Raw genomic sequence first — 18,110 nt, 5'->3', positions numbered from 1 at the left:
CTCTGCCGGGCCCTGCCCGGCCTCCCGGCCCTCGGGCGCGGCCACCTCTTCCGCCGCTCTCCTCGCGGCCGCTTTGCGCGAGCGCTCGGCCGCGGCGCCCCCTCCCTGCGGCCCGGCCGCCCCGCGCCCCCCGCCTCGGCGCGCGCGAGCCGCGAAGTCGAACGGGCCGTCGCTGCGGTCCCTCCGCGCGTCGTCCACCATGCGCAGGAGAGGCCCCCTGCGGCCGTCTCTACGCGCGCCCATCCCGGTGCTCCTCCCTCGCTGCCCTCGCCTCGGCCTCGCGCTCGTTCGGGTTGGTCGTCATGAGCCGGTAGAGCGCGGTGCCCTTGGGGTAGACGTTTCTGAACGGGATGACGGCCGGCCCCGCCACGAGCAGGCCGCACCCCGGCTCGGCGTCCTTGATGTAGCCCAGCTCCGTGTCCGAGAGCGAGAGGATCTTCTTGAGGTGCATCCGGTTGTTGTAGGATTGATCGAGCAGGATCTGGAACTCGCAGGACGAGAGCATCTGCCGGAACGTGTCGTTTCCCAGGATGCGGTCGGGGTGCTGGGTTATCCCCGTGGGTATGAGGCCGTAGCTGCGGCCCTCGGCGAAGTACTTCTGCAGGTACCCCATCGCGTAGGGGTTGCCCTCGAAGTTCTGTATCTCGTCTATGTAGACCCACGTCCGCACGCCCCGTCCCTCGTTCTCGGTCACGTGGAGCCATGCGCGGTCCATGACGGCCATGGAGCCGGCCATGGCGAGCTGCGGCCCCATGCGCTTGGTGGACCAGCTCGCCCACGGCGCGTCGGCGTCGATGTCGGTGGTGTGGGCGAAGCACGAGAGCGTCCCGTTCACGTACATCTCCAGGGCGCGCGCCATCGTGTCGGCCTCGGGGTCGGGCTGCGCGCGCAGGAGGTTCCAGAAGTCGGCGACCGTGGGCATGTCCTCGGGCGGGGTGCCCGGGCTCCACCGCGAGTACGCCTGCCTCACGCACCGGTCGAGGATGGACCGCTCGACCGGCGTGACGCCGCCGTCGGGGGCGAGGATGTCGGAGAAGAACGCCACGAGGAACTCCGACTTGAAGAGCACGGGGTTGCTCCCCGCTCCCGAGTAGTTCTCGTTGAGGTCGAAGATGTTGATGTGGTGGGGGCTGTCCACGGCGAGCTTGAAGGATCGGCCTCCCCACGCCTCCATGCACGGGCCGTACTCCCCCTTGGGGTCGACGATGATGCCGTGGTCGTCGGGGTTGCCGAACCGCGCGTTGAATATCTCGCCCTTGTTGTTCATCCCCTTCCCGGCCCCCGGCTTGCCGAAGATGAACCCGGCCGGGGTCTTCAGGGTCTTGCGGTTGAAGATGATGGGGTTGCCCGAGAGCTGGTTCTGCCCGTAGTACACACCCCCCTCCTGCATGAGCTCGCGCGAGGAGAACGGCAGCAGCATGGCGGCCTCGGCCGTGGTGAAGGTGCGGTCGAGCCGGACGTGGTCGAACCCGAGGGGGAGCGCCGAGTTGAACGCCCGCTTCTGGCGCAGGTCGTAGGAGGAGAGCCTGACGCCCGCCTTGCGCGCCGCCGACGTGACCTGGTAGACGCGCGAGGAGAGCTCGTCGAGGTCGCCGCCCCACACGAGGACGACCACGGAGACGCCGAAGAGGTGCTGGCTGCGGTTGCGCAGGTCGTCCAGCAGGTCGCTCGCCTCGGACTCCCGGTGCTGCACCTCGAGCGACACCCCGAGCTCGGGGTCGAGCCCCTGCCGGAACGCCTGCTGCTGGGAGCGCGCCTTCTCCCCGCGCATCCACGCCAGCTTCTTGAGGACCATGGCCACCGCGTCGCCCTGGTCGTAGGCGTGGTAGTGGACGGACACGTTGAGGGGCACGGGGAGGTCGGTGATCGACGCGAGCGCGCGGTCGGTCAGGTCGGAGGGCCAGCTTTGGGCGACGAGCGCCTGCGCGAACACGTCCTTCGCCGCAGGAGCGTTGTTGATCCTGAAGAAGCGGCCCTGGGGGTCGAGGGACGCGGAGAAGTCGAACGACGACGGCGCCACGGCGTCCTTGGTCGTCTCGCCCGAGACGAGGGACCTGCCGTAGTCGAACGGGAGGTCCCCGTCGGGCGCGATCTGGGAGCGGACGAGCCTGAGCCGGTCCATCCCGTCGAGTTTGCGCACGTCGCATCCCATGCGCCTCAGCATGTCGGCCACGTCGTCACGGACCCTCGCGAGCAAGGGAAGCGCCTCGTCCCGGCCGGCGGCGCGCACGCTCACGGTCAGGTAGCGCTCGCGCGTGATGCCCTGCGTCGACTCGGCCGCCTTGTCCGCGAGCATCCGGTTGTACTCCCGCACGTAGACGTCGCTCGCGCCCCCCGTCTCGGGCAGCATCGTGCGCCTCATGCACGCGTCCTCGTCCCGCGCGAGGGAGACGGCGTTGAGCTGGAGCCCCACCTGGGGGCCGAAGTAGTTGAGAACGCCGCACCACGCGTTGAACGCGCTCCGCTGGTCCTCGGGGGACGCCGTCCGGTAGTTGATGTCCGAGAAGGAGAGCGTCTCGGAGAACGTCCCCGGCGCGTTCTCGCACACGCCGTCCTCGTACATGAGCGAGTAGCCGATGAGGTCCTGCGCCCTCTGGGCGCGGGAGAGCTCGTCGGACCACGCCTCGGCGCGGCGGCTCTCTGCCCGGCTCTGGCGGCGCATGAGCGCTTCGACGTCCCGGTAGACGCCGGCGCGCTGCGCGGCCGTCCGGCGCGCGTCCGCGCTCTGTGCCCGACGGGCGGCCTCGCACCCCCTCTCGGCGCGGCGGGCCTCCCTGCGCGCCCTCTTGGCGGCGGCCCTCGACTCGCCGACGGCCCGACGGGAGCTGTCGAAGAGCCTCCTCTCGGCCTCCCTCGCCTCCCTGCGCGCACGCAGCCTGCCGAGGAGGGGGAGGGAGCCGTCGGCCGCCGCGGCGCGCCTATCCCCTATGTACGCCCTGAGCTCTTCTCGCCCTTCGTAGCTCTCCCCGCGACGCGGGCCGTCCGAGAAGCTCCTCCCCTCGAGCGGGCCTCCTTGCTGCTCCATGTCTCCTCCTCATCCTGCGCGCTCCGCGGTCGGCGGGGCGCGCCACTTCGTTCGGTACGCGGTTCCTTCCGAGCCGGTGGCGGGCCCATGCGGCGAGGTAGTCCTCGGCCGGCAGCCCGAGGGGGCTCCAGAACCCGAGGAGCCACACGGGCACGCACGCCCCCATGACCGGCCATGCGGCGTCCTCGAGCCGCATTCCCCAGACGTGGACGAGCGCCGCGCCGAGGCCGATCGCCACCGTCGCGGCGGCGGCGACGCAGGCGGCCTTGCGCCTCGACAGCCCGAGCAGGGGCTTCTCCCGGTAGTCGCGCACGTCCGCGTGGACGGATATCTCGATCATCTCAGTAGGGCCAGGTCTGGGCGAGGGCCACGAAGCCGCCGGCCACCGCCACGATGATCGCCCCGCCGACGAGCTGGCCGAGGCCCGAGTTCATCGACATGCCCTGGCCGTCCTTGATGGCGTCGGACACCTTGAGGGCCCCGAAGAGCAGGTGGTAGCCTCCGTACAGCCCGACGGCCGCCCCCACGACGGTCGATATGCCGGAGAGAGATGTGAGGTCCATGGTCGGTCCTTTCGTGTAGAATGGCCTTCGGCCGTCGCCTTCGGGCCTCGGTCTGTCCTTTTCGGGCGGGGGCGCCGCGCGGGGGTAGGAGCCCGTCGCGGGGCGCCGCCCCCGCCCCTCGTCATCCGCCGCGCGCCGCCTCCTCCCTCCGCCGCCGGAGATACTCCCCGTCGTCGAAGGGCTCGGCGTGGAGCGCGCCGGGGTGGCCGGGATCGATGGCCGCGTAGCGCGGGTGCTTCCCCAGGTCGTACTTCCTCGACCGGAAGTCGGCCGCCTTGAGCCTCACGATGCACATGTCGGGCGGGATCCTGCCCACCTCCGCGGCGTCGATGAGGGCGCGCTGTATCAGCTGCTCGGACACGCCCGACGAGTTCGTGGCCGAGTAGGTCCTCGACCGGGAGTCGTGCTCGATGGTGGTGCTGCCTATCCCCTCGGAGATCATCTTGGTGGTCTTCTGCGACTTGCCGCCCAGAAACACCATGCTGTCGCATCCGTCCACGATGGCGTCCTGCGCCTTTTCCTCGTAGTTCATCGCGAGCTGCCCGTAGGATTGCAGGATGATGACGAGGGATATGCCGCGCGATCTGAGCGTGTTCACGAGGAGCTCGACGTCCGGGATGCGCCCGATGTTGGCGAACTCGTCGAGGTAGCACTGGATGGGGACGGGGAGCCTCCCTCCCTTGTCGCGGTAGTCCGTGTCGGCCTTGTTCTTGTTCAGCTGGAAGAACTGGGACAGCAGCATCGAGGTGACGAACGAGAACGTCGAGTCGGAGTCGGGCATCTGGAGGAAGAGCGCGCACCTGCGCTCCCCGAACTCGTCCAGGTCCAGCTCGTCGTCCGACATGAGGTCGCGCAGCTCGTCGTTGTCGAAGTCGGACAGGCGGCTCGCCACGGAGATGAGGATGGACTTCATGGTCTTTCCGGCCCCCAGCTTGAACTTGCGGTACATGCGGCACGGGTACGCGTTGGGGTGCGGCTCGAGCGCCGGGTCGCGCACGAAGTCCCCCGCCTCGTCGCTCCACGCCTCCCCCGTCTCGTACTTGCGGAACATGTGGTCGAGCGGCGACATGTAGTCCTCGTCGTCCTCCTTGCACCTTGCGAGGTCGACCAGGTCTATCATGGAGGGGAACGTGCGCTCCTCGGGGTTCACCGCGTACATGAGGTAGCCGATCACGGCGCGGAACAGGTTGCGCTCGGCCTTCGCCCAGAAGTCCTCTTTGGAGCGCTCTCCCGACCCCTCGGTGTTCTTCATGAGGACGTTCACGATGCGGCTTATGTCCGACTGGCACCTGCCGTCCCCCTCGTCCTCGGGGTCCGAGACGTAGGCGAACGGGTTGTACCGCATCGAGCGGGCCAGGTCTATGAGGTTGACCACCTTGAGGTCGTAGCCCGCATCCAAGAGCATTCGGCCCACCTCCGGCAGGAGCGTCGCCTTGGGGTCGGTCACGAAGAAGCTCGCGTTGAGCTGGGCGAGGTTGGGTTTGACCACGTAGCGCGTCTTGCCGGTCCCCGGCCCTCCGATGACGAGCACGTTCTTGTTGCAGTCCGTCCTGATGTCGAACCTCTTGGGGCGGAGGGCTATGCGCTCGGTCGCGGACAGGATTATGTTGTTGTCGGGATCCTCCGCGTCGGCGTAGGCGGCCGCCTCCTCCGGGGTCCCCCAGCGTGCCGACCCGTGCTCGATCCCCGGCATGAGGTTGCGCTCCCTCCTGCCGAGGACGGCCGCCGCGCCGAGGGCGAGGCCGAGCGCGCCCGCGGCCGCCGAGGAGGCGAGGGCCGCCGGGTCGGTGCTCCATGCGGACGGGTCTGCCAGTGCGTCGGGCAGGGCGGCGAGCGCCTGGGACAGTGCGAGCGGGTACGGCTGGGAGGACTGCGCGGCGGCCCACGCCAGCTTGTTGGCGGCGAGCGCCGACGCCGACGCGGCCGCCCCTCCGGCGACGGCCGCCCTGGCCGTCTTTCCCCGAGTGCCCATCATCGCTCGATCCCCTGCGACATCTCGCGGCTCTTCGACGCGGTGCGGCCCGCCTCGCGGGACTCCTCCGCGGCGACCGCCTCGGCCACCTGCTTCTCCAGCGGGTCCCGCGCCGCTTGGCGCTCGTCCCGCAGCGCCTCCTCCGAGATGATTCCGGCGAGCGCCGACTTGACCGCCTCCTCGTCGGGCGCGCGGAACAGCACGTCCACGTCGCCGTCCCAGCGCTCGTACAGCTCCATCTCCACTCCGGCCGCCGCGAGGCGCGATTCGATCCCCTCGCGGTCCCGGGGGTCCATCGTGACGCGCCTCCACCCTTGCGCGCCCTCCCCGCCGCCTCGGGCGGCGCGCGCCTCCCCGGGATCGATAGCGCGCACCTCCCCCTCGGGGCTCTCGAGGCCCCGGCGCAGCCCGTCGGCCATCTCGGCGGCGCCCCTCCGCGCGTCGCGCCTCGAGACGCGCTGCCACATCTCGAACGTCTCGCGGGATGCCCGGGCCGCCGCTTGGACCGAATCGTCTCCCAGGTCGTCCATCGTCCCTCCTCCTTCCTCCTTCCTATGCGCCGGGGCTCGAGGCCTCGATCTCCGCCATGCGGGCCGACGCTTTCTCTATCTCGCTCTCCATGCGGGCCGCCTCCTCGGCGTTGCCGTTCAGCTTCTCCCATCCCATCTCCGGGTAGAGGCGCCCGACCAGTTCCTTCAGCTCCCGGTACTCGGGGTTTCCGTCCATGAGCCTCTGCTCGAACCGCTCTCGCTCGGCCCTCCGATCCTCCTCCGGCGACGGCCGCCTCTTCCCGCACCGCTTGGCTGGCAGGTCGAAGGAGAGCCCGTCCGGCCTCGAAAGCCAGTTGTCGAGCCGCATGGCGTACCGGGCGGTCTCCGGGTTGTCCCGGCGGTACCTCGCCGTGTAGCGCCGGTAGCCCTCCTCGATCGACTCGGGGGAGTATCCGCGCGCGAGGGCCCTCGCGTAGGCCGCGGCCACCTCCTCGAACGAGGCGCGGCGGTTGATCGACGCCCCCATGAGGCGCTCCACGGCCTCCGCGACCTCTTCGCCCACCGCGTCCCGCGCCTCCGCCGGGGATGGTTTGGATGGATGCTCCCTTTCCCCATAACTTCCCTTCATCCTTTCAGGGCGACACTCCGTCGCCCGAACGGCGGCCTCCCCGGACATTCCGTCGCCCGAAGCGCGACGTTCCGTCCGGCGGTCGGGCGACGTTTCGTCGGGCGGGGCCTCGCGCGACATTCCGTCGCCCGAAAGGGCGCGCGCCGCCGCCTCCGCGTCGAACGACCTGACCGCCTCGTCGATGCGGGCTTGAGACACCTTGAAGCGGCGGGAGTCCCGGTTGTTGCCGAGGCGGTACCTGCCCACCTCGACGACGAGCCCGGACTCCGAGAGCGATTTGATGGCGCGCTGCACCTGGCGCACGGACACCTCGAAGGCGCGCGCGGCGGCCTCCTGCGTCTCGTAGTAGACGCCCGCCCCGCGCCTGCTGAACGCGTAGATGCGCGCGTAGAGGCACAGCTCGACGCTGCCGAGCTTGAGGCCGAGGCCCGACTTCGACCACATCCAGGCGTGCAGCGTCAGGTAGTCACGATCCCTCACGGCCGTCGCCGTCCGTCGGAGGGTTCACGAGGCAGAAGTTCCGCTTTATCCAGTCCCACAGGTCGCGCTCGGACACGCGCAGGATCTTGGGGTGTAGGGGGTCGTAGGCGAAGGGGATGGGGTCGATGTGCCGGTTGCAGTACTCGCTGAACACCGTCGTCCCGACCCCGAGCACGTCTTTTGCCTGCTGTTTCGTGAGCATCTTCATGAGCGCCCTCCTACGTACGGAGCATGCCCGCGGGCATCCTCGGCTTTCCCCTGCATCGCGCAGAGGTCCTCTATAAGCCATTGCTTCGGAATGCGAATGAGCTTTCCGACTCGCAAGTGCCTCACCTGGGAGCGGCAAAGGGACCGCATCGAGTTGTCGGATATGCAGAGGGCCCTCGCCGCCAGGGAGGGGTCGAGCATGTCCGGCATGTCCGAGAAGATCGCGCGCAGGTCGCGCATGCTCGCCCTCATCGCCGGCCCGTCCCGCTCCGGCGCCCCACGTAGTCGATGCGCCCGACACCGCCCCTCTCGATGAAGGCGGCGACCGACGCCTTGGGTATCCTCCACGCCGTGCCGACCTTCGCCGAGTGCTCGAACTCCCCCGACCTGCACATGAACCGGATGGTGCGCTCGCATATCTGGAGGACGGAGGAAACCTGCTTGGGCGTGAGCATGGGAGGGTATCCCTCCAAGTAGGCCATGCAGGGGCTTTCGGGGGCCTCCTGGCCCGCGGCCCTCCTGCCCGCCATCACGCCCGCCCCCTTCTTCGGGACGGCGGGAGGGAGGGGCTCGATGAGGCGAGGAGCCTTGAGCGGCAACCGCCTTCCTTACGCTCGTCCTGCGGCACGGTGACCTCCGTTCGTCGATGACCTTCCTGCCTTCCCTTCATAGTGTGACCCAAAATAATTACGCTATAAATTGTGTTTTTAAGCGTTTTAGTCTTGATTTGTCATGTTAAAACGCTATTAATTAGAGTTAATAGCGTATCGAAGGAGAGAAGATGTTCACTAAAGATGACTTCACGGGCGAGATAGGGGGGTTCGAGCTTTCGGTCACCGCAGGGGGCTCCGACCTCCTCTTCAGGCCGAGCGCGGTCGCGCCTCCCTCTCCCTCCCTCGCCCCTGCGCCTCTGTTCTACGAGTTCGGCAACCTGTCGAGCGACGAGCGGGTGGTGGCTTTCGCCGCCGTCCACGGCCCCTTGTTCGGCACGAGGGGGTGGGTTCCCGAGGACGGGGCCATTCGGGAGAGCGTCGAGGACTGGAAGGAGGCGGCCGGCGTCCTGAACCACGTCCTGAGGCTCAAGGCGTTTTGCGACGGAAAGGCGGGCGTGGGGGACGTGTCCGACTTCATGCACGTGATCGTCGCGACGGGGGCGAGGGGCTTCTCCCTGACGGCTTCCTGCTCCCTGTTCTCCGGCAGGAGGGAGGGGGCGTACCGCGATCTCGTGCGGTCTGCGCGCGTGGGCGAGAGCTACCAGGGGACGGGCGGGGAGCGCGTCGTCTCCGGGCTTTTCGTCGACTCCCTGGGCGCCCATGTGGCGACCACGTACGAGACTTTCGACTACTATCCGGCCCTCGCTCGAGGCGAGCAGGACCGTCCGTTCATAGACGCCTTGGCCTCGGAGGGATTTCCCGGCGACATAGCCGAAGAGTGCGCCCGCGCGGTCGTGAGGCTGTGCACGATGGCCCACACCTCCGACGTCCGGTTCGGGTTCGTCGAAGATTCGTACGGGCCCGTGGTCGAGTGCCTTCTCGCGGGGATATGGCATGAATTCGGCCAAGCGTACTCCCACGAGGCGATCGGGGTGTGCAAGGAGTGCGGCCGGGTCATAGACTGCACGAACGAGCGGGGAAAGCAGAGGGACTACTGCTCGAAGACGTGCAGGGATAGGGCTCGGAACAGGAGGAACGCTCCGAAGATGAAGCTGAGGCGCCGCATGGCCGCAGGAATGACCGTGGAGGAGGCGGCCCGGGACAGCGGGGTTCCGATCGATGAGGCGAAGCGTCTTGTGGGGATGGAGTGAGGCCCTGCCCGACGTGCGGATGAGCGAGGAGGCGGAAGATGGCGTACGTGGTCATAGGCGAGGGAACCGGCGAGTTCCGCGGGAAGAGCTCCTTCCGCGGCGAGTTCGTCGTGCTCGACACCAAGACCGGCGAGACTATCAAGATCCGCGAGACGATGAAGGTGTCCTCCAGGACGAAGGCCGAGAAGAAGCGCTGCCTTCGAGAGCTTCGCGAGAAAATCGAGAACTCGACCCGCTACGACGCCCGCAGCATGACGGTGCGGCAGCTTTGCGACGAATGGATGGGCTACCGGGCCCAGGACGGGGAGGTCGCGGTCGGGACGCTGCGCAAGGACAAGTCGCTCGTCGACAACATCTGCCTCCATCTCGGGGCCATGCATGTGACGGAGGTGAGGCCCTACGACATCAAGGACATGCTCTCCAAACTCGCCGCAGGGGAGACGGTCAGCGGCAGGCCCGCCTCCGGGACGCGTCGAGCCGATATATTCGTAAAGGCGAACCAGGTGTTCGAGGACGCGGTGATCAACGACATCATCGCCAAGAACCCTTGCAGAGGGGTCAAAAGGCCCAAGAACGATACGCAGGAGAGGTCCTTCCTCTCCTTCGAGCAGGTGCGCCTCATGCTGGTGCTGGCCGAGGCGCTGCCCGTCGGCACCCCGTCCATCGGGTTCTACCTCGCCCTGCTCGCAGGGCTCAGACGGGGCGAGATATGCGCGCTGCGGTGGAAGAACGTGGATTTCGACAAGGGCATCATTCACGTCGAGAACAGCTACAGCTCCGACACCCTCTCGCTTGAGAAGCCCAAGGGAGGCAGGGAGAGGAGGCTGTTCGCCCCTTCCTTCCTCATGGCGATGCTGAAAGAGTGGAAGGAGCGCCAAGCGCGGATCCTCCGGCTGACGCTCGGCATCGAGCAGGGGCCGGACACCCCGGTGGTCTCGTCCCAGAAGGGTGGCTTCATGCATCCCGACAACTTGAGGCGGTCTTGGGGACGGTTCGCCGCGCGCCACGGGATGGGGGCCTACACGCTGCATGAGCTGCGCCACACCTACGCCACCATCCTGTTCGCCCTCAACGCCGACCTGAAGGCGGTGCAGAACAACATGGGGCACCTGCGGATGGCGACGACGATGGAGATATACGTCCACTACGTCGAGGCCAAGGGCGAGGAGGCGGCCGGGGCCCTCGACGCCCTCGCCAAGGGTCTGGGGAGCGGGTCGTCCTTCGGGGAGGCGGCGCCGACCGTCCTTCCGGGCGGATCGCCCGGGGACGGGATCGCCTTGCTGAAGAAGGCCGTGTGAGGGGAGGGAGGTGTCCATGCGCGCGATCGTCAGGCTGCTGAAATGGCTGTTCCGCCTCGTGTTCCGATCGATCTGACGGACAGCGGGGCTGATCGGGCTTGCGATTCGGGCGGGCGTCCGGATCGCCTTTGGGAGGAGCGATGCGGCCTTGGCGTTGCCCGGGCCGCCCTCTCTCTGCCGGGGAAGGGGGCCGTTTTGGAGGAGGGGTGCCGAAGGGCGTCTGGATGCCCGAAGATGCGAGGCGTGCGGACGCCCTCTAAAACAAGGCGGGAGGATCGCCCTTTGAGTTTTTCGAAAAAAGATGGGAGTTGCGCCGTGGGAGGTAAGGCCCTACAATGACCGCGCTGCGAGAAGCCTTGCGGCTTTTAGCGACTGCGGGCGCACGTGCCTTCAGCCGCGCTTTCTTTTCAGGAGCGCCCGCGCCGGGAAAACCCGCCGCGTGACCGGGTTCTAGACTGAACGGCGTCCGACAGGTCGGCCCTATGAAGGAGGGCGTCCGTCCGGCTCGGCCGCCGAAGGCCGTGCGGAAGCGGCACCGTCCGCGGTCTGTCTAAGAGAGGTGGAAGGCATGAGGTTCGAGATATCACGCGCAAGCAATCGGAATTCGGCTCCGGACGAACCGCCGTGCAGCGGCGCCCTGCGCGCCGGGACGCGCGTGTATGGCGAGGAGTGGGGCTGCCCGAGGACGGTCCAGGATTGGGAGGTCGAGCTGGACTCGATCGAGGGGCTTATGGCCCTGGTCGCGGAGGTCGGGTCGATCATCATTGAGAAACCGGCATCCATAACCGTCTACGACGACTACGTGGAGTAGGCGGCGCTCCCCGCGTCGGCGGGGGTCGTGCGGGAGGGGGGGGCGGCGCGTCCCGGTGGATCTGGCAGGCCTGGGGGCCGTGGGTTACGCCGTGCCGTGGGTTACAATGGGGCCGGGCGGGGCGGCACGGCCCCTCGGACGGAGGAAGGGATGCGCGATGAACCTGGGACCCGAGAGCGAGACGGCCGAGCACAAAAGATCGACCTCCGAGCTCAAGGAGGGGGCGGCTTCCGTGGCGGCCATCCTCAACAAGCACGAGCGGGGCGAGCTCTTCTTCGGCGTGCGCAACGACGGGGAAGTGTGCGGCATGCAGGCGTCCGACTCCACGCTGCGCGAGGCCAGCCAAGCCATAGGGCACTCCATCGAGCCGCGGGTGTACCCCGTCGTGGAGGCGCTGGGCGACGGCGAGGGCCGCTCCTGCATCCGCGTATCCTTCTCGGGCGACGATGCGCCTCACGCCTGCAAGGGCGTCTACCCGCACGCGCGCCTCGGACGAGGACGTCCTCATGAGCGCCGCCTTTCCACCAAGGGAAAGAAGCCCGCGCTTTTCCATGCTAGGTCTTATGGTGGGACTGGACATGCGGTTGTCGTGGAGGGGTATTTCCAGGCGAGCCGGAAATCAGATGGGCAAAGCTTGAGCGTCATCCAGGTCGCTGACGGCTGGTACAGCGGCGTGCGCTACCTGAACTTCTATCACTCAGGTTTGACCAATCGAACGGCAACCCTGCTCTATTAGCCGTTCGCATGGTGTTGAGCCTTCGCATCCACTCAAGGGCGGCCGCTTTTGCGGTCGCCCTCGTCGCGTCTGCTGTTTTGTTCGGGTGCCAACCTGGGGGAGGTGCCGGTGAGCGAGGAGGAAGGGAGATGCTTGAGGTGGAGGACATTCCTCTTGGAGAAGACGCTTCTTCGTATGACGGGGGAGTGTCGACTGTTGTCCTTCGCGGAACCGGAACCGTCGTAAGCGCGGATGCTGAAGAGATGACGGCCGAGATTGCCATGGACGAAGATTCCGGGATTTTGGCTGATCGAGAGGTCGTCTTCGACTTCTCATCCCATACGGAGTATCTTCCGGTTATGCTTGACTCCGTGCAACCAGGCGACAGGGTTGAGGTCACGTACTTTTACGCAGAGAACTCCAGGGGATCTCTGTGCGGCGAGTCGATCGTTCCCACTTCCGACCGGCCGTGATGGGGTTATGCGATCGGCTCGAGGGCGGGAGTGCCCCGAATCGATCTTCTTATCAAAAAACAGAAAGCGAACTAGATGGTCCGGTGGTTTCCTCGTTCGCAGATCGCCTTCGGGCTTCGGGCGTCCGGGTTGCGTTTGCGGTCCATCGTCGAGCGGGGCAGAAGGGCCGTCCTTTGAGGTCGCCCTAGGAGGGATTGCGCCGCGGGCGGGAAGGCCTCATAATGACCGCATTGTGAAAAGCCTCACGGCTTTTAGCGGCTGCGGGTGCACGTGCCTTCAGCCGCATTTTTTTTTTCAGAAACAACCCTGAAAGAAAGCCCCCCGTGCACCCGAAGCCCAAGCTGACTGCGGCCCCGCAGATCGACTCCATGAAAAGGAGCGGCATCCGGTTCGACCTCTTCCCCGAAAGCCGCGCGGAGAGGTTCTTGACGCGGAGGAACTACTTCTTCAAGGTGAAGGCGTTCGCCAAGGGCTTCGACCGGTGGAGGGGGCCCGACGGAGCTCCAGGCGCGTACATGAACCTCGACTTCGCCTGTTCGCCGTGATGGCGAGGGAGATGTGGGTCTGCCAAGTGAGCAGCAGAAGGATCCGACTGGTAAGCAGATCGATGATAAAATGCTTGGAACGCAAGAGCATCCAAACCTTTGAAGCGAGGGGCCATGAGCGATTCTGACGCTGAGAGCAAAACAGCCGGATCGAGCGCGCAGATAGCGCCAACCGATGCCGCCAACATAGAACCCCTGATCCACACGGTCCGCGGACAGCAGGTCATGCTCGACAGGGATCTCGCATGGTTGTACGAGGTCGAAACCAAGAACCTCAACCGTGCGGCATCGCGCAACGCCGACAGGTTCCCGGCGGACTTCCGCTTCCAGCTGACCAAGGAGGAGGACGAGGCTTTGAGGTGCCAAATTGGAACCTCAAACGCCGGAGAGGGCCGGGGCGGTCGGCGCTACCTCCCCTACGCCTACACCGAGCAGGGCATAGCCATGCTCTCCGGCGTGCTTCGCAGCGAGGTGGCGGTGCAGACCAGCATCAGCATCATGAGGGCGTTCGTGGCGATGCGGCACCTCCTCGCTGAGAACGCCGCGCTGCTCGAACGGCTGCACGGCATCGAGGCGAGCCAAGCGGCGCTCAAAAGATCGACCGACGAGCGTTTCGACCGGGTGTTCCGGCTGCTTGAGGGGGAGGTCGAGAAGCCGCAGAGGATCTTCTTCGCCGGGCAGATGTTCGACGCGTTTAGCCTGCTGGCCGACCTCGTGGGCCGCGCCGAGCGCGAGATCGCCCTCGTGGACGGGTACGTCGATGTCCGCACTCTGAACATCCTTGCGAAGAAGCAGGACGGCGTTGCGGTGACCGTCTACACCTCGGGCAGCCGACTCACGCAGGACGACGTCGACGTGTTCAACGCGCAGTATCCGAAGCTCACCGTCTGCCGCACGGGATCGTTCCACGACCGCTTCCTCATCCTCGACGGCGTGACCGCATACCATATCGGAGCATCCCTTAAGGACGCTGGGAGAAAATGCTTCGGCATCGACCTTATCCAAGACGAAGGATTGACGAAGCTGCTCGTTGAGAAGCTGGAACTTCTCAACGAGCGCTCAGCTGTCTGATCGCCGTCCGACTTTCCTGTCGCGAAGCCCTCGACTCCTGGGTGCCTGCTATGTGAGTCTGGCTTCGCAGCAGGTCAGAGTAGATTTCGGGTTGCAAGTCTCCGATAATGCTTGCCGAGAAGTGTCCGACTCCACGCTGCGCGAGGCCAGCCAAGCCATAGGGCACTCCATCGAGCCGCGGGTGTACCCCGTCGTGGAGGCGCTGGGCGACGGCGAGGGCCGCTCCTGCATCCGCGTATCCTTCTCGGGCGACGATGCGCCTCACGCCTGCAAGGGCGTCTACCCGCACGCGCGTCTCGGACGAGGACGTCCTCATGAGCGCCGCCGAGGTGCAGCGCATGGCGGTCGAGGCGTTCTGCCGCCGGCGGCCTTGGGACGGGCAGGCCTCCGACCGGCCCGTGTCGGATGTGGACGAGGGGGAGCTGCGCAGCTTCGTCGAGAGGGGCAACGCCTGCGGTCGCATCGGGTTTCCCTTCGCGGGGGTCGAGAGACGCTCGAGGGGCTCGGCCTCATGCGCGGAGGCAGGCTCTTGAACGCCGCGGAGGCGCTCTTCTGCCCGTCCCGGGGCGTCGGGCTCAAGATGGGCATCCTCGCCACCCACGCCCGCACCGAGATACTCGACCTCCACCAAGAGCGGGGCGCGGTGTTCCAGCTGGCGAGGAGGGCCCAGCTCTACATTCTCACCAACACGAGGCGCCGCTTCGTCATCGACGGGCCGGGCCCGCGGGAGGAGGTGCCCGAGCTGCCGCCCGACGCGGTGAGGGAGGCGGTCATCAACGCGTTCGCGCACCGCGACTGGACGTCGTCGGCGAGCGTCCAGGTGGAGATATACAACGACAGCGTCGAGGTGTTCAGCCCCGGGTGGTTCATCGAGGGGCAGGACCCCTACGACCACCTGTCGGGGGTGAGCCGGTCCTCGCTCACCCGCAACCCGCTCATAGCCCAGACCCTCTACAAGTCGGGCGACATCGAGTCGTTCGCCTCGGGCATCCCCAGGATCCGGGACCTCTGCGCCGCCGCCGGAATCGGCATCGAGTACGTCAGGATGGCGGACGGGACGAACTTCGTGTTCCATCGAAGGGACGCCTTCGCCGCCGGACCCTCGCCGACCCCTTCTGGAGCCTTGCCGGAAACGGGCGGCTCTTGCCAGATTCTCGCCGAGTCCTCGTCGGTCCTTTCCGGATTCTCGCCGGATTCCAACGGCTCTTGCCGGAATGCGGCAGGCTCCGCAGCCCCTCCGGAGCCTCCCGCCGATCCGGCGAAGGGGCCTTGCGGCGAGCAGAAGCCGCCGCTGAGCCGGAGGGGAGGTGCGGGACAGGCTCGTGCTCGCCTACCTGGTGGAGCACGGAGCCTCCAAGGCGGCCGCCATGTCCTCCGACCTCGGGATCCTCAAGAGGACCCTGAGGAGCGACCTGGCGCGGCTCAGAGAAGGCGGGGCCGTGGCTTCGGAAAGGCTCACCAGGGGTCGCCTCTACCGCCTCGCCGACGGCTCGGAGGGCTGAGAGTCCGTCGCGGCCCGTCCTCCGGGCGCTCCGCGCCCGCCCCTTCCGGCACCCTCCACGATATCTCCTTCTGCATAAACGCGACGTCCCCGGCGCTTCCGGCGCGGCGCTCGCCGGGGCGAAAACGGCCTCCGACCTGCTGGGGTCCAGGGTCGGCTTCTCTCGGGCGATTGGGGTGCGGCGGGGGTGCGGGGGCTGAATTGGGGTGGGATCGGGGTGTTCTTGGACTTCCCCGCGATCATGCCCCGTCATGCGCAATCCCAGGTCAGAAGGCGCATGATCATTCCCGATCACGTATAATCAGACGCCCTTCGAACCCCATGGAGGTTCAAGTCCTTTCACCCGCACCATTTGAACTTGGAAGAGCCCCGGAATCCGGGGCTCTTTTCGTTGTCGGCAAGTGTGGCTTCGTTGATGCACAGCAATGTGCCGAGCCCTGCGTCGTTTGCGCCAGTGTGGTACAATCCGAAGCGAACGGTGCCCCGCATACCCGGGCGGCACTTGTTTAGGCGAAAGCCGGGATTGGCTTACCAGGCATCCCGGCTTCTTTCTTGTGCAAGGCCGTTCGTCACTCCCTTCTGGCCAAACTCACGATTCCGATTACCACCCTAAGAAGCGCGCATACCGCAATGATCGTTTGGGGATCCATAGGCTTCTCCGATCTTTCGAAGCCGCCCGGGCGACGAAGCACCGAACTTGCTCATTATAGCATGCTACACAGCAGCTACCCGCTCTTGGGCAGAGCACATGATCGCCGACATGCGCAGGCGTCTGAATGCAGAAGGGCCCCGGTCAACGACCAGGGCCCTTCTGATTGCGCGTTGGAGCTTGTTACGCCAGCTCGGTGATCGTCTTTTTTCGCTTGCCGACGGCGCGAAAGGTAGATCAGGTTCCCACGGGAATGTTCCTGCAGGTCGCAAAAGCAAAAAACGTCCGATTCCTGTCCAACGGGCACGCTGAAATAATTCCGCTCCAAAGTCAAGGGTGAAATAGCATATGGTTGAAGCACTATATTGTATACAATTGTGCAAAAATTCTCGAAATTGGGTGATAGATAATGGCAGAACTCGTTGAAACAGCAGGGGGGGGGGCGATAGACTGCCTGGCGCTCCCCGTCGCACAGATGACGCCGAACCAGAGGAAAGCCCAGTTCAAAACAATCTTCTAATCGAGCTCGGCGATCTTGGCGAGCTCGTGTACATTTCCGACCCGGATACGTACGAGATATACTACGCGAACGATGGGGTCCAAAAGCTCATCGGCGGCTCGTACGAAGGCAGGAAGTGCTACGAGGCCATCATAGGCAACAACGTTCCCTGCGACTTCTGCACCAACCACCTGCTGCGGCATGACGCCTACTACGCATGGACGCGCTACAACGAGAAGCTCGGCAGCTACTACGCCCTTAAAGACAAGCTCGTCGATTGGCACGGGCGGCCCGCCCGCCTCGAAATCGCCTTCGACATGTCCGAGCACCATCGGCAGCTCCTCGGCTTGGAGACCGAGCTCAACTTAGAGCGCCTGCTCGTCCGGTGCGTCAAGGAGATGCGCAACATCGACGGCTTCTCGGGCGACATGTCGTCGGTGCTCCGCATGATCGGCGAAGCCATGGACGCCGACCGGGCGTACATCTTCCAAGTCGCGAAAACGCCGGACGGCCGCGAGGCGTTCAGCACCATGCACGAATGGTGCGCCCCCGGAGTGCAGTCTCAAATCGACGCGCTGCAGGATGTCAACGTCGAGATGGTCCCGTCGTGGACCCCTGTGCTCTTGCGCCGCGAAGCGGTGGTCGTCGAGGACGTTGACAACCTCAAGGACACGGCACCAAGCGAATACGATCTGCTCAAGCCCCAGGGCATCGACTCGGTCATCAACGCCCCGCTGCTCGTGGAGAGCGAGCTGGTCGGCACCATCGGCATCGACAACCCTAAAGCCGTCGAGCTCGAACGCACCCGGGAGTTTTTCGACAACCTGTCGTACTTCCTCTCCGCGGAGCTGGACGCATACCGCGCGAAGGGGCTCCTCGAGTCCATGGCCTGCACCGACGCGCTCACGGGCCTTTCCAACCGCAACCGATACACCACCGACATAGAAGCCCTCGACGCGCAGGGCCCGCGTCGCGGGTTCGGCGTGGCGTATTTCGACTTGAACGGGCTCAAGGAGATCAACGACTCCGAGGGCCATGCCCGAGGAGACCGTACCCTCTCGACAGTGGCGCGGGCAATCGGCAGCGCGTTCGGAAAGGCACGTACATACCGGCTGGGAGGCGACGAGTTCCTAGCCCTCGCCCTGAACGCAGGCGAGGAGGAATTCCGCTCGCAAGCCGAGCTCGCCCGCTCCCTCCTCCAAGACAACGCATGCTCCACGGCCATGGGCTTGTTCTACGCGAACGAGCCCTGCCTGGTCGAACGGGCCGTGAGCCTGGCCGACAGCGAGATGTACAACTCCAAGCGCGACTACTACAGGGAGAACCCCGCCGCTGACCGCAGAGGTGCCGCGCGCTAGCGGCGGTTCCTGAAATCGAA

The 18,110-nt window shown here is 66.2% G+C and carries 20 protein-coding genes and 1 pseudogene; 11 read left to right on the top strand and 10 right to left on the bottom strand.

Annotation, left to right across the window (positions count from 1 at the left end):
- The 9 genes from LB310_RS04580 to LB310_RS04545 form a co-directional block, all read right to left on the bottom strand.
- Window positions 1-243 (bottom strand): hypothetical protein (locus tag LB310_RS04580; protein ID WP_301154634.1); only part of this gene is annotated, 243 nt, incomplete at its 3' end.
- Complete coding sequence (locus LB310_RS04575) at window positions 230-3,025, bottom strand: VirB4-like conjugal transfer ATPase, CD1110 family (protein WP_301154633.1); 2,796 nt, start codon at window positions 3,023-3,025, stop codon at window positions 230-232. The genes LB310_RS04580 and LB310_RS04575, both read right to left, overlap by 14 nt.
- Complete coding sequence (locus LB310_RS15315; RefSeq protein WP_157007581.1) at window positions 2,919-3,365, bottom strand: PrgI family protein; 447 nt, start codon at window positions 3,363-3,365, stop codon at window positions 2,919-2,921. Before LB310_RS15315 ends, LB310_RS04575 begins: the two co-directional genes overlap by 107 nt.
- A gap of 1 nt (window position 3,366) precedes the next feature.
- Window positions 3,367-3,588, bottom strand: a complete 222-nt coding sequence (locus tag LB310_RS04570) for a hypothetical protein (protein ID WP_087193211.1) — start codon at window positions 3,586-3,588, stop codon at window positions 3,367-3,369.
- Window positions 3,589-3,709: 121 nt separating this feature from the next.
- Window positions 3,710-5,563: a VirD4-like conjugal transfer protein, CD1115 family gene (locus LB310_RS04565; protein WP_301154632.1), complete on the bottom strand. Its 1,854-nt coding sequence runs from the start codon at window positions 5,561-5,563 to the stop codon at window positions 3,710-3,712.
- Window positions 5,560-6,090 (bottom strand): hypothetical protein, encoded by a 531-nt coding sequence (locus LB310_RS04560; RefSeq protein WP_301154631.1) that lies wholly within the window; start codon window positions 6,088-6,090, stop codon window positions 5,560-5,562. Before LB310_RS04560 ends, LB310_RS04565 begins: the two co-directional genes overlap by 4 nt.
- Window positions 6,091-6,112: 22 nt before the next feature.
- Window positions 6,113-7,159 (bottom strand): hypothetical protein, encoded by a 1,047-nt coding sequence (locus LB310_RS04555; RefSeq protein ID WP_301154630.1) that lies wholly within the window; start codon window positions 7,157-7,159, stop codon window positions 6,113-6,115.
- Window positions 7,146-7,367 carry a hypothetical protein gene (locus LB310_RS04550; protein ID WP_087193215.1) on the bottom strand — a complete coding sequence of 74 codons (222 nt, stop codon included), beginning with the start codon at window positions 7,365-7,367 and terminating at the stop codon, window positions 7,146-7,148. The genes LB310_RS04555 and LB310_RS04550 overlap by 14 nt, the downstream gene beginning before the upstream one ends.
- Before the next feature lie 247 nt (window positions 7,368-7,614).
- Window positions 7,615-7,965: a helix-turn-helix domain-containing protein gene (locus tag LB310_RS04545; protein ID WP_157007589.1), complete on the bottom strand. Its 351-nt coding sequence runs from the start codon at window positions 7,963-7,965 to the stop codon at window positions 7,615-7,617.
- A 182-nt stretch (window positions 7,966-8,147) separates the two neighbouring features.
- Between LB310_RS04545 and LB310_RS04540 the strand changes: the two genes are divergently transcribed.
- The 8 genes from LB310_RS04540 to LB310_RS04505 all read left to right on the top strand — a co-directional run bounded on the left by LB310_RS04540 (window position 8,148) and on the right by LB310_RS04505 (window position 14,616).
- Entirely contained in the window at window positions 8,148-9,170 is a 1,023-nt protein-coding gene (locus LB310_RS04540; RefSeq protein WP_157007591.1) for a hypothetical protein, read from the top strand.
- Between the two features lie 38 nt (window positions 9,171-9,208).
- Entirely contained in the window at window positions 9,209-10,468 is a 1,260-nt protein-coding gene (locus LB310_RS04535) for a site-specific integrase (RefSeq protein ID WP_157007593.1), read from the top strand.
- A 568-nt stretch (window positions 10,469-11,036) separates the two neighbouring features.
- Window positions 11,037-11,279: a hypothetical protein gene (locus LB310_RS04530; protein ID WP_157007595.1), complete on the top strand. Its 243-nt coding sequence runs from the start codon at window positions 11,037-11,039 to the stop codon at window positions 11,277-11,279.
- Between the two features lie 157 nt (window positions 11,280-11,436).
- A complete protein-coding gene (locus LB310_RS04525) occupies window positions 11,437-12,015 on the top strand; it encodes a helix-turn-helix domain-containing protein (RefSeq protein WP_157009661.1) in 579 nt (192 codons plus the stop codon).
- A gap of 128 nt (window positions 12,016-12,143) precedes the next feature.
- The gene (locus LB310_RS04520; protein WP_157005273.1) at window positions 12,144-12,467 is read left to right on the top strand and encodes a hypothetical protein; all 324 of its coding nucleotides are present in this window, start codon (window positions 12,144-12,146) and stop codon (window positions 12,465-12,467) included.
- A 323-nt stretch (window positions 12,468-12,790) separates the two neighbouring features.
- On the top strand, window positions 12,791-13,012 hold the full coding sequence (locus LB310_RS04515) for a hypothetical protein (RefSeq protein ID WP_157005275.1): 222 nt from the start codon (window positions 12,791-12,793) through the stop codon (window positions 13,010-13,012).
- Between the two features lie 114 nt (window positions 13,013-13,126).
- The gene (locus tag LB310_RS04510) at window positions 13,127-14,083 is read left to right on the top strand and encodes an ORF6N domain-containing protein (RefSeq protein ID WP_157005278.1); all 957 of its coding nucleotides are present in this window, start codon (window positions 13,127-13,129) and stop codon (window positions 14,081-14,083) included.
- A 314-nt stretch (window positions 14,084-14,397) separates the two neighbouring features.
- Window positions 14,398-14,616 (top strand): hypothetical protein, encoded by a 219-nt coding sequence (locus LB310_RS04505; protein WP_157005281.1) that lies wholly within the window; start codon window positions 14,398-14,400, stop codon window positions 14,614-14,616.
- A 139-nt stretch (window positions 14,617-14,755) separates the two neighbouring features.
- On the opposite strand, the gene LB310_RS04500 is transcribed toward LB310_RS04505, so the two are convergent.
- The gene (locus LB310_RS04500; protein WP_301154629.1) at window positions 14,756-14,953 is read right to left on the bottom strand and encodes a hypothetical protein; all 198 of its coding nucleotides are present in this window, start codon (window positions 14,951-14,953) and stop codon (window positions 14,756-14,758) included.
- Between LB310_RS04500 and LB310_RS15310 the strand changes: the two are divergent.
- The 3 genes and pseudogenes from LB310_RS15310 to LB310_RS04490 form a co-directional block, all read left to right on the top strand.
- A pseudogene (locus tag LB310_RS15310) lies at window positions 14,904-15,047 on the top strand (hypothetical protein); the annotation flags it as partial. The gene LB310_RS04500 and the pseudogene LB310_RS15310 overlap by 50 nt on opposite strands.
- A 358-nt stretch (window positions 15,048-15,405) precedes the next feature.
- A complete protein-coding gene (locus LB310_RS04495; protein ID WP_157005344.1) occupies window positions 15,406-15,585 on the top strand; it encodes a hypothetical protein in 180 nt (59 codons plus the stop codon).
- Between the two features lie 1,194 nt (window positions 15,586-16,779).
- Window positions 16,780-18,090 (top strand): diguanylate cyclase, encoded by a 1,311-nt coding sequence (locus LB310_RS04490; RefSeq protein ID WP_301154628.1) that lies wholly within the window; start codon window positions 16,780-16,782, stop codon window positions 18,088-18,090.
- The last annotated feature ends 20 nt before the right edge of the window (window positions 18,091-18,110 follow it).

Origin of the sequence: Gordonibacter sp. RACS_AR49 (assembly GCF_030418435.1) — a bacterium.
GTDB lineage: Bacteria > Actinomycetota > Coriobacteriia > Coriobacteriales > Eggerthellaceae > Gordonibacter > Gordonibacter urolithinfaciens.
Note: the sequence above shows the minus strand (reverse complement) of the source record. Positions and strands in the feature narration are given on the sequence as shown.

What these genes read in the sequence shown, in the direction of transcription:
- LB310_RS04510 (WP_157005278.1), top strand. Translation starts at nt 13,127, where the DNA reads ATGAGCGATTCTGACGCTGAGAGCAAAACAGCCGGATCGAGCGCGCAG.
- LB310_RS04540 (WP_157007591.1), top strand. Translation starts at nt 8,148, where the DNA reads ATGTTCACTAAAGATGACTTCACGGGCGAGATAGGGGGGTTCGAGCTT.
- LB310_RS04570 (WP_087193211.1), bottom strand. Translation starts at nt 3,588, where the DNA reads ATGGACCTCACATCTCTCTCCGGCATATCGACCGTCGTGGGGGCGGCC.
- LB310_RS04560 (WP_301154631.1), bottom strand. Translation starts at nt 6,090, where the DNA reads ATGGACGACCTGGGAGACGATTCGGTCCAAGCGGCGGCCCGGGCATCC.
- LB310_RS04575 (WP_301154633.1), bottom strand. Translation starts at nt 3,025, where the DNA reads ATGGAGCAGCAAGGAGGCCCGCTCGAGGGGAGGAGCTTCTCGGACGGC.
- LB310_RS04550 (WP_087193215.1), bottom strand. Translation starts at nt 7,367, where the DNA reads ATGAAGATGCTCACGAAACAGCAGGCAAAAGACGTGCTCGGGGTCGGG.
- LB310_RS04500 (WP_301154629.1), bottom strand. Translation starts at nt 14,953, where the DNA reads ATGAACCACCCGGGGCTGAACACCTCGACGCTGTCGTTGTATATCTCC.
- LB310_RS04525 (WP_157009661.1), top strand. Translation starts at nt 11,437, where the DNA reads ATGAACCTGGGACCCGAGAGCGAGACGGCCGAGCACAAAAGATCGACC.
- LB310_RS04505 (WP_157005281.1), top strand. Translation starts at nt 14,398, where the DNA reads ATGAGCGCCGCCGAGGTGCAGCGCATGGCGGTCGAGGCGTTCTGCCGC.
- LB310_RS04535 (WP_157007593.1), top strand. Translation starts at nt 9,209, where the DNA reads ATGGCGTACGTGGTCATAGGCGAGGGAACCGGCGAGTTCCGCGGGAAG.
- LB310_RS15315 (WP_157007581.1), bottom strand. Translation starts at nt 3,365, where the DNA reads ATGATCGAGATATCCGTCCACGCGGACGTGCGCGACTACCGGGAGAAG.
- LB310_RS04565 (WP_301154632.1), bottom strand. Translation starts at nt 5,563, where the DNA reads ATGATGGGCACTCGGGGAAAGACGGCCAGGGCGGCCGTCGCCGGAGGG.
- LB310_RS04520 (WP_157005273.1), top strand. Translation starts at nt 12,144, where the DNA reads ATGCTTGAGGTGGAGGACATTCCTCTTGGAGAAGACGCTTCTTCGTAT.
- LB310_RS04530 (WP_157007595.1), top strand. Translation starts at nt 11,037, where the DNA reads ATGAGGTTCGAGATATCACGCGCAAGCAATCGGAATTCGGCTCCGGAC.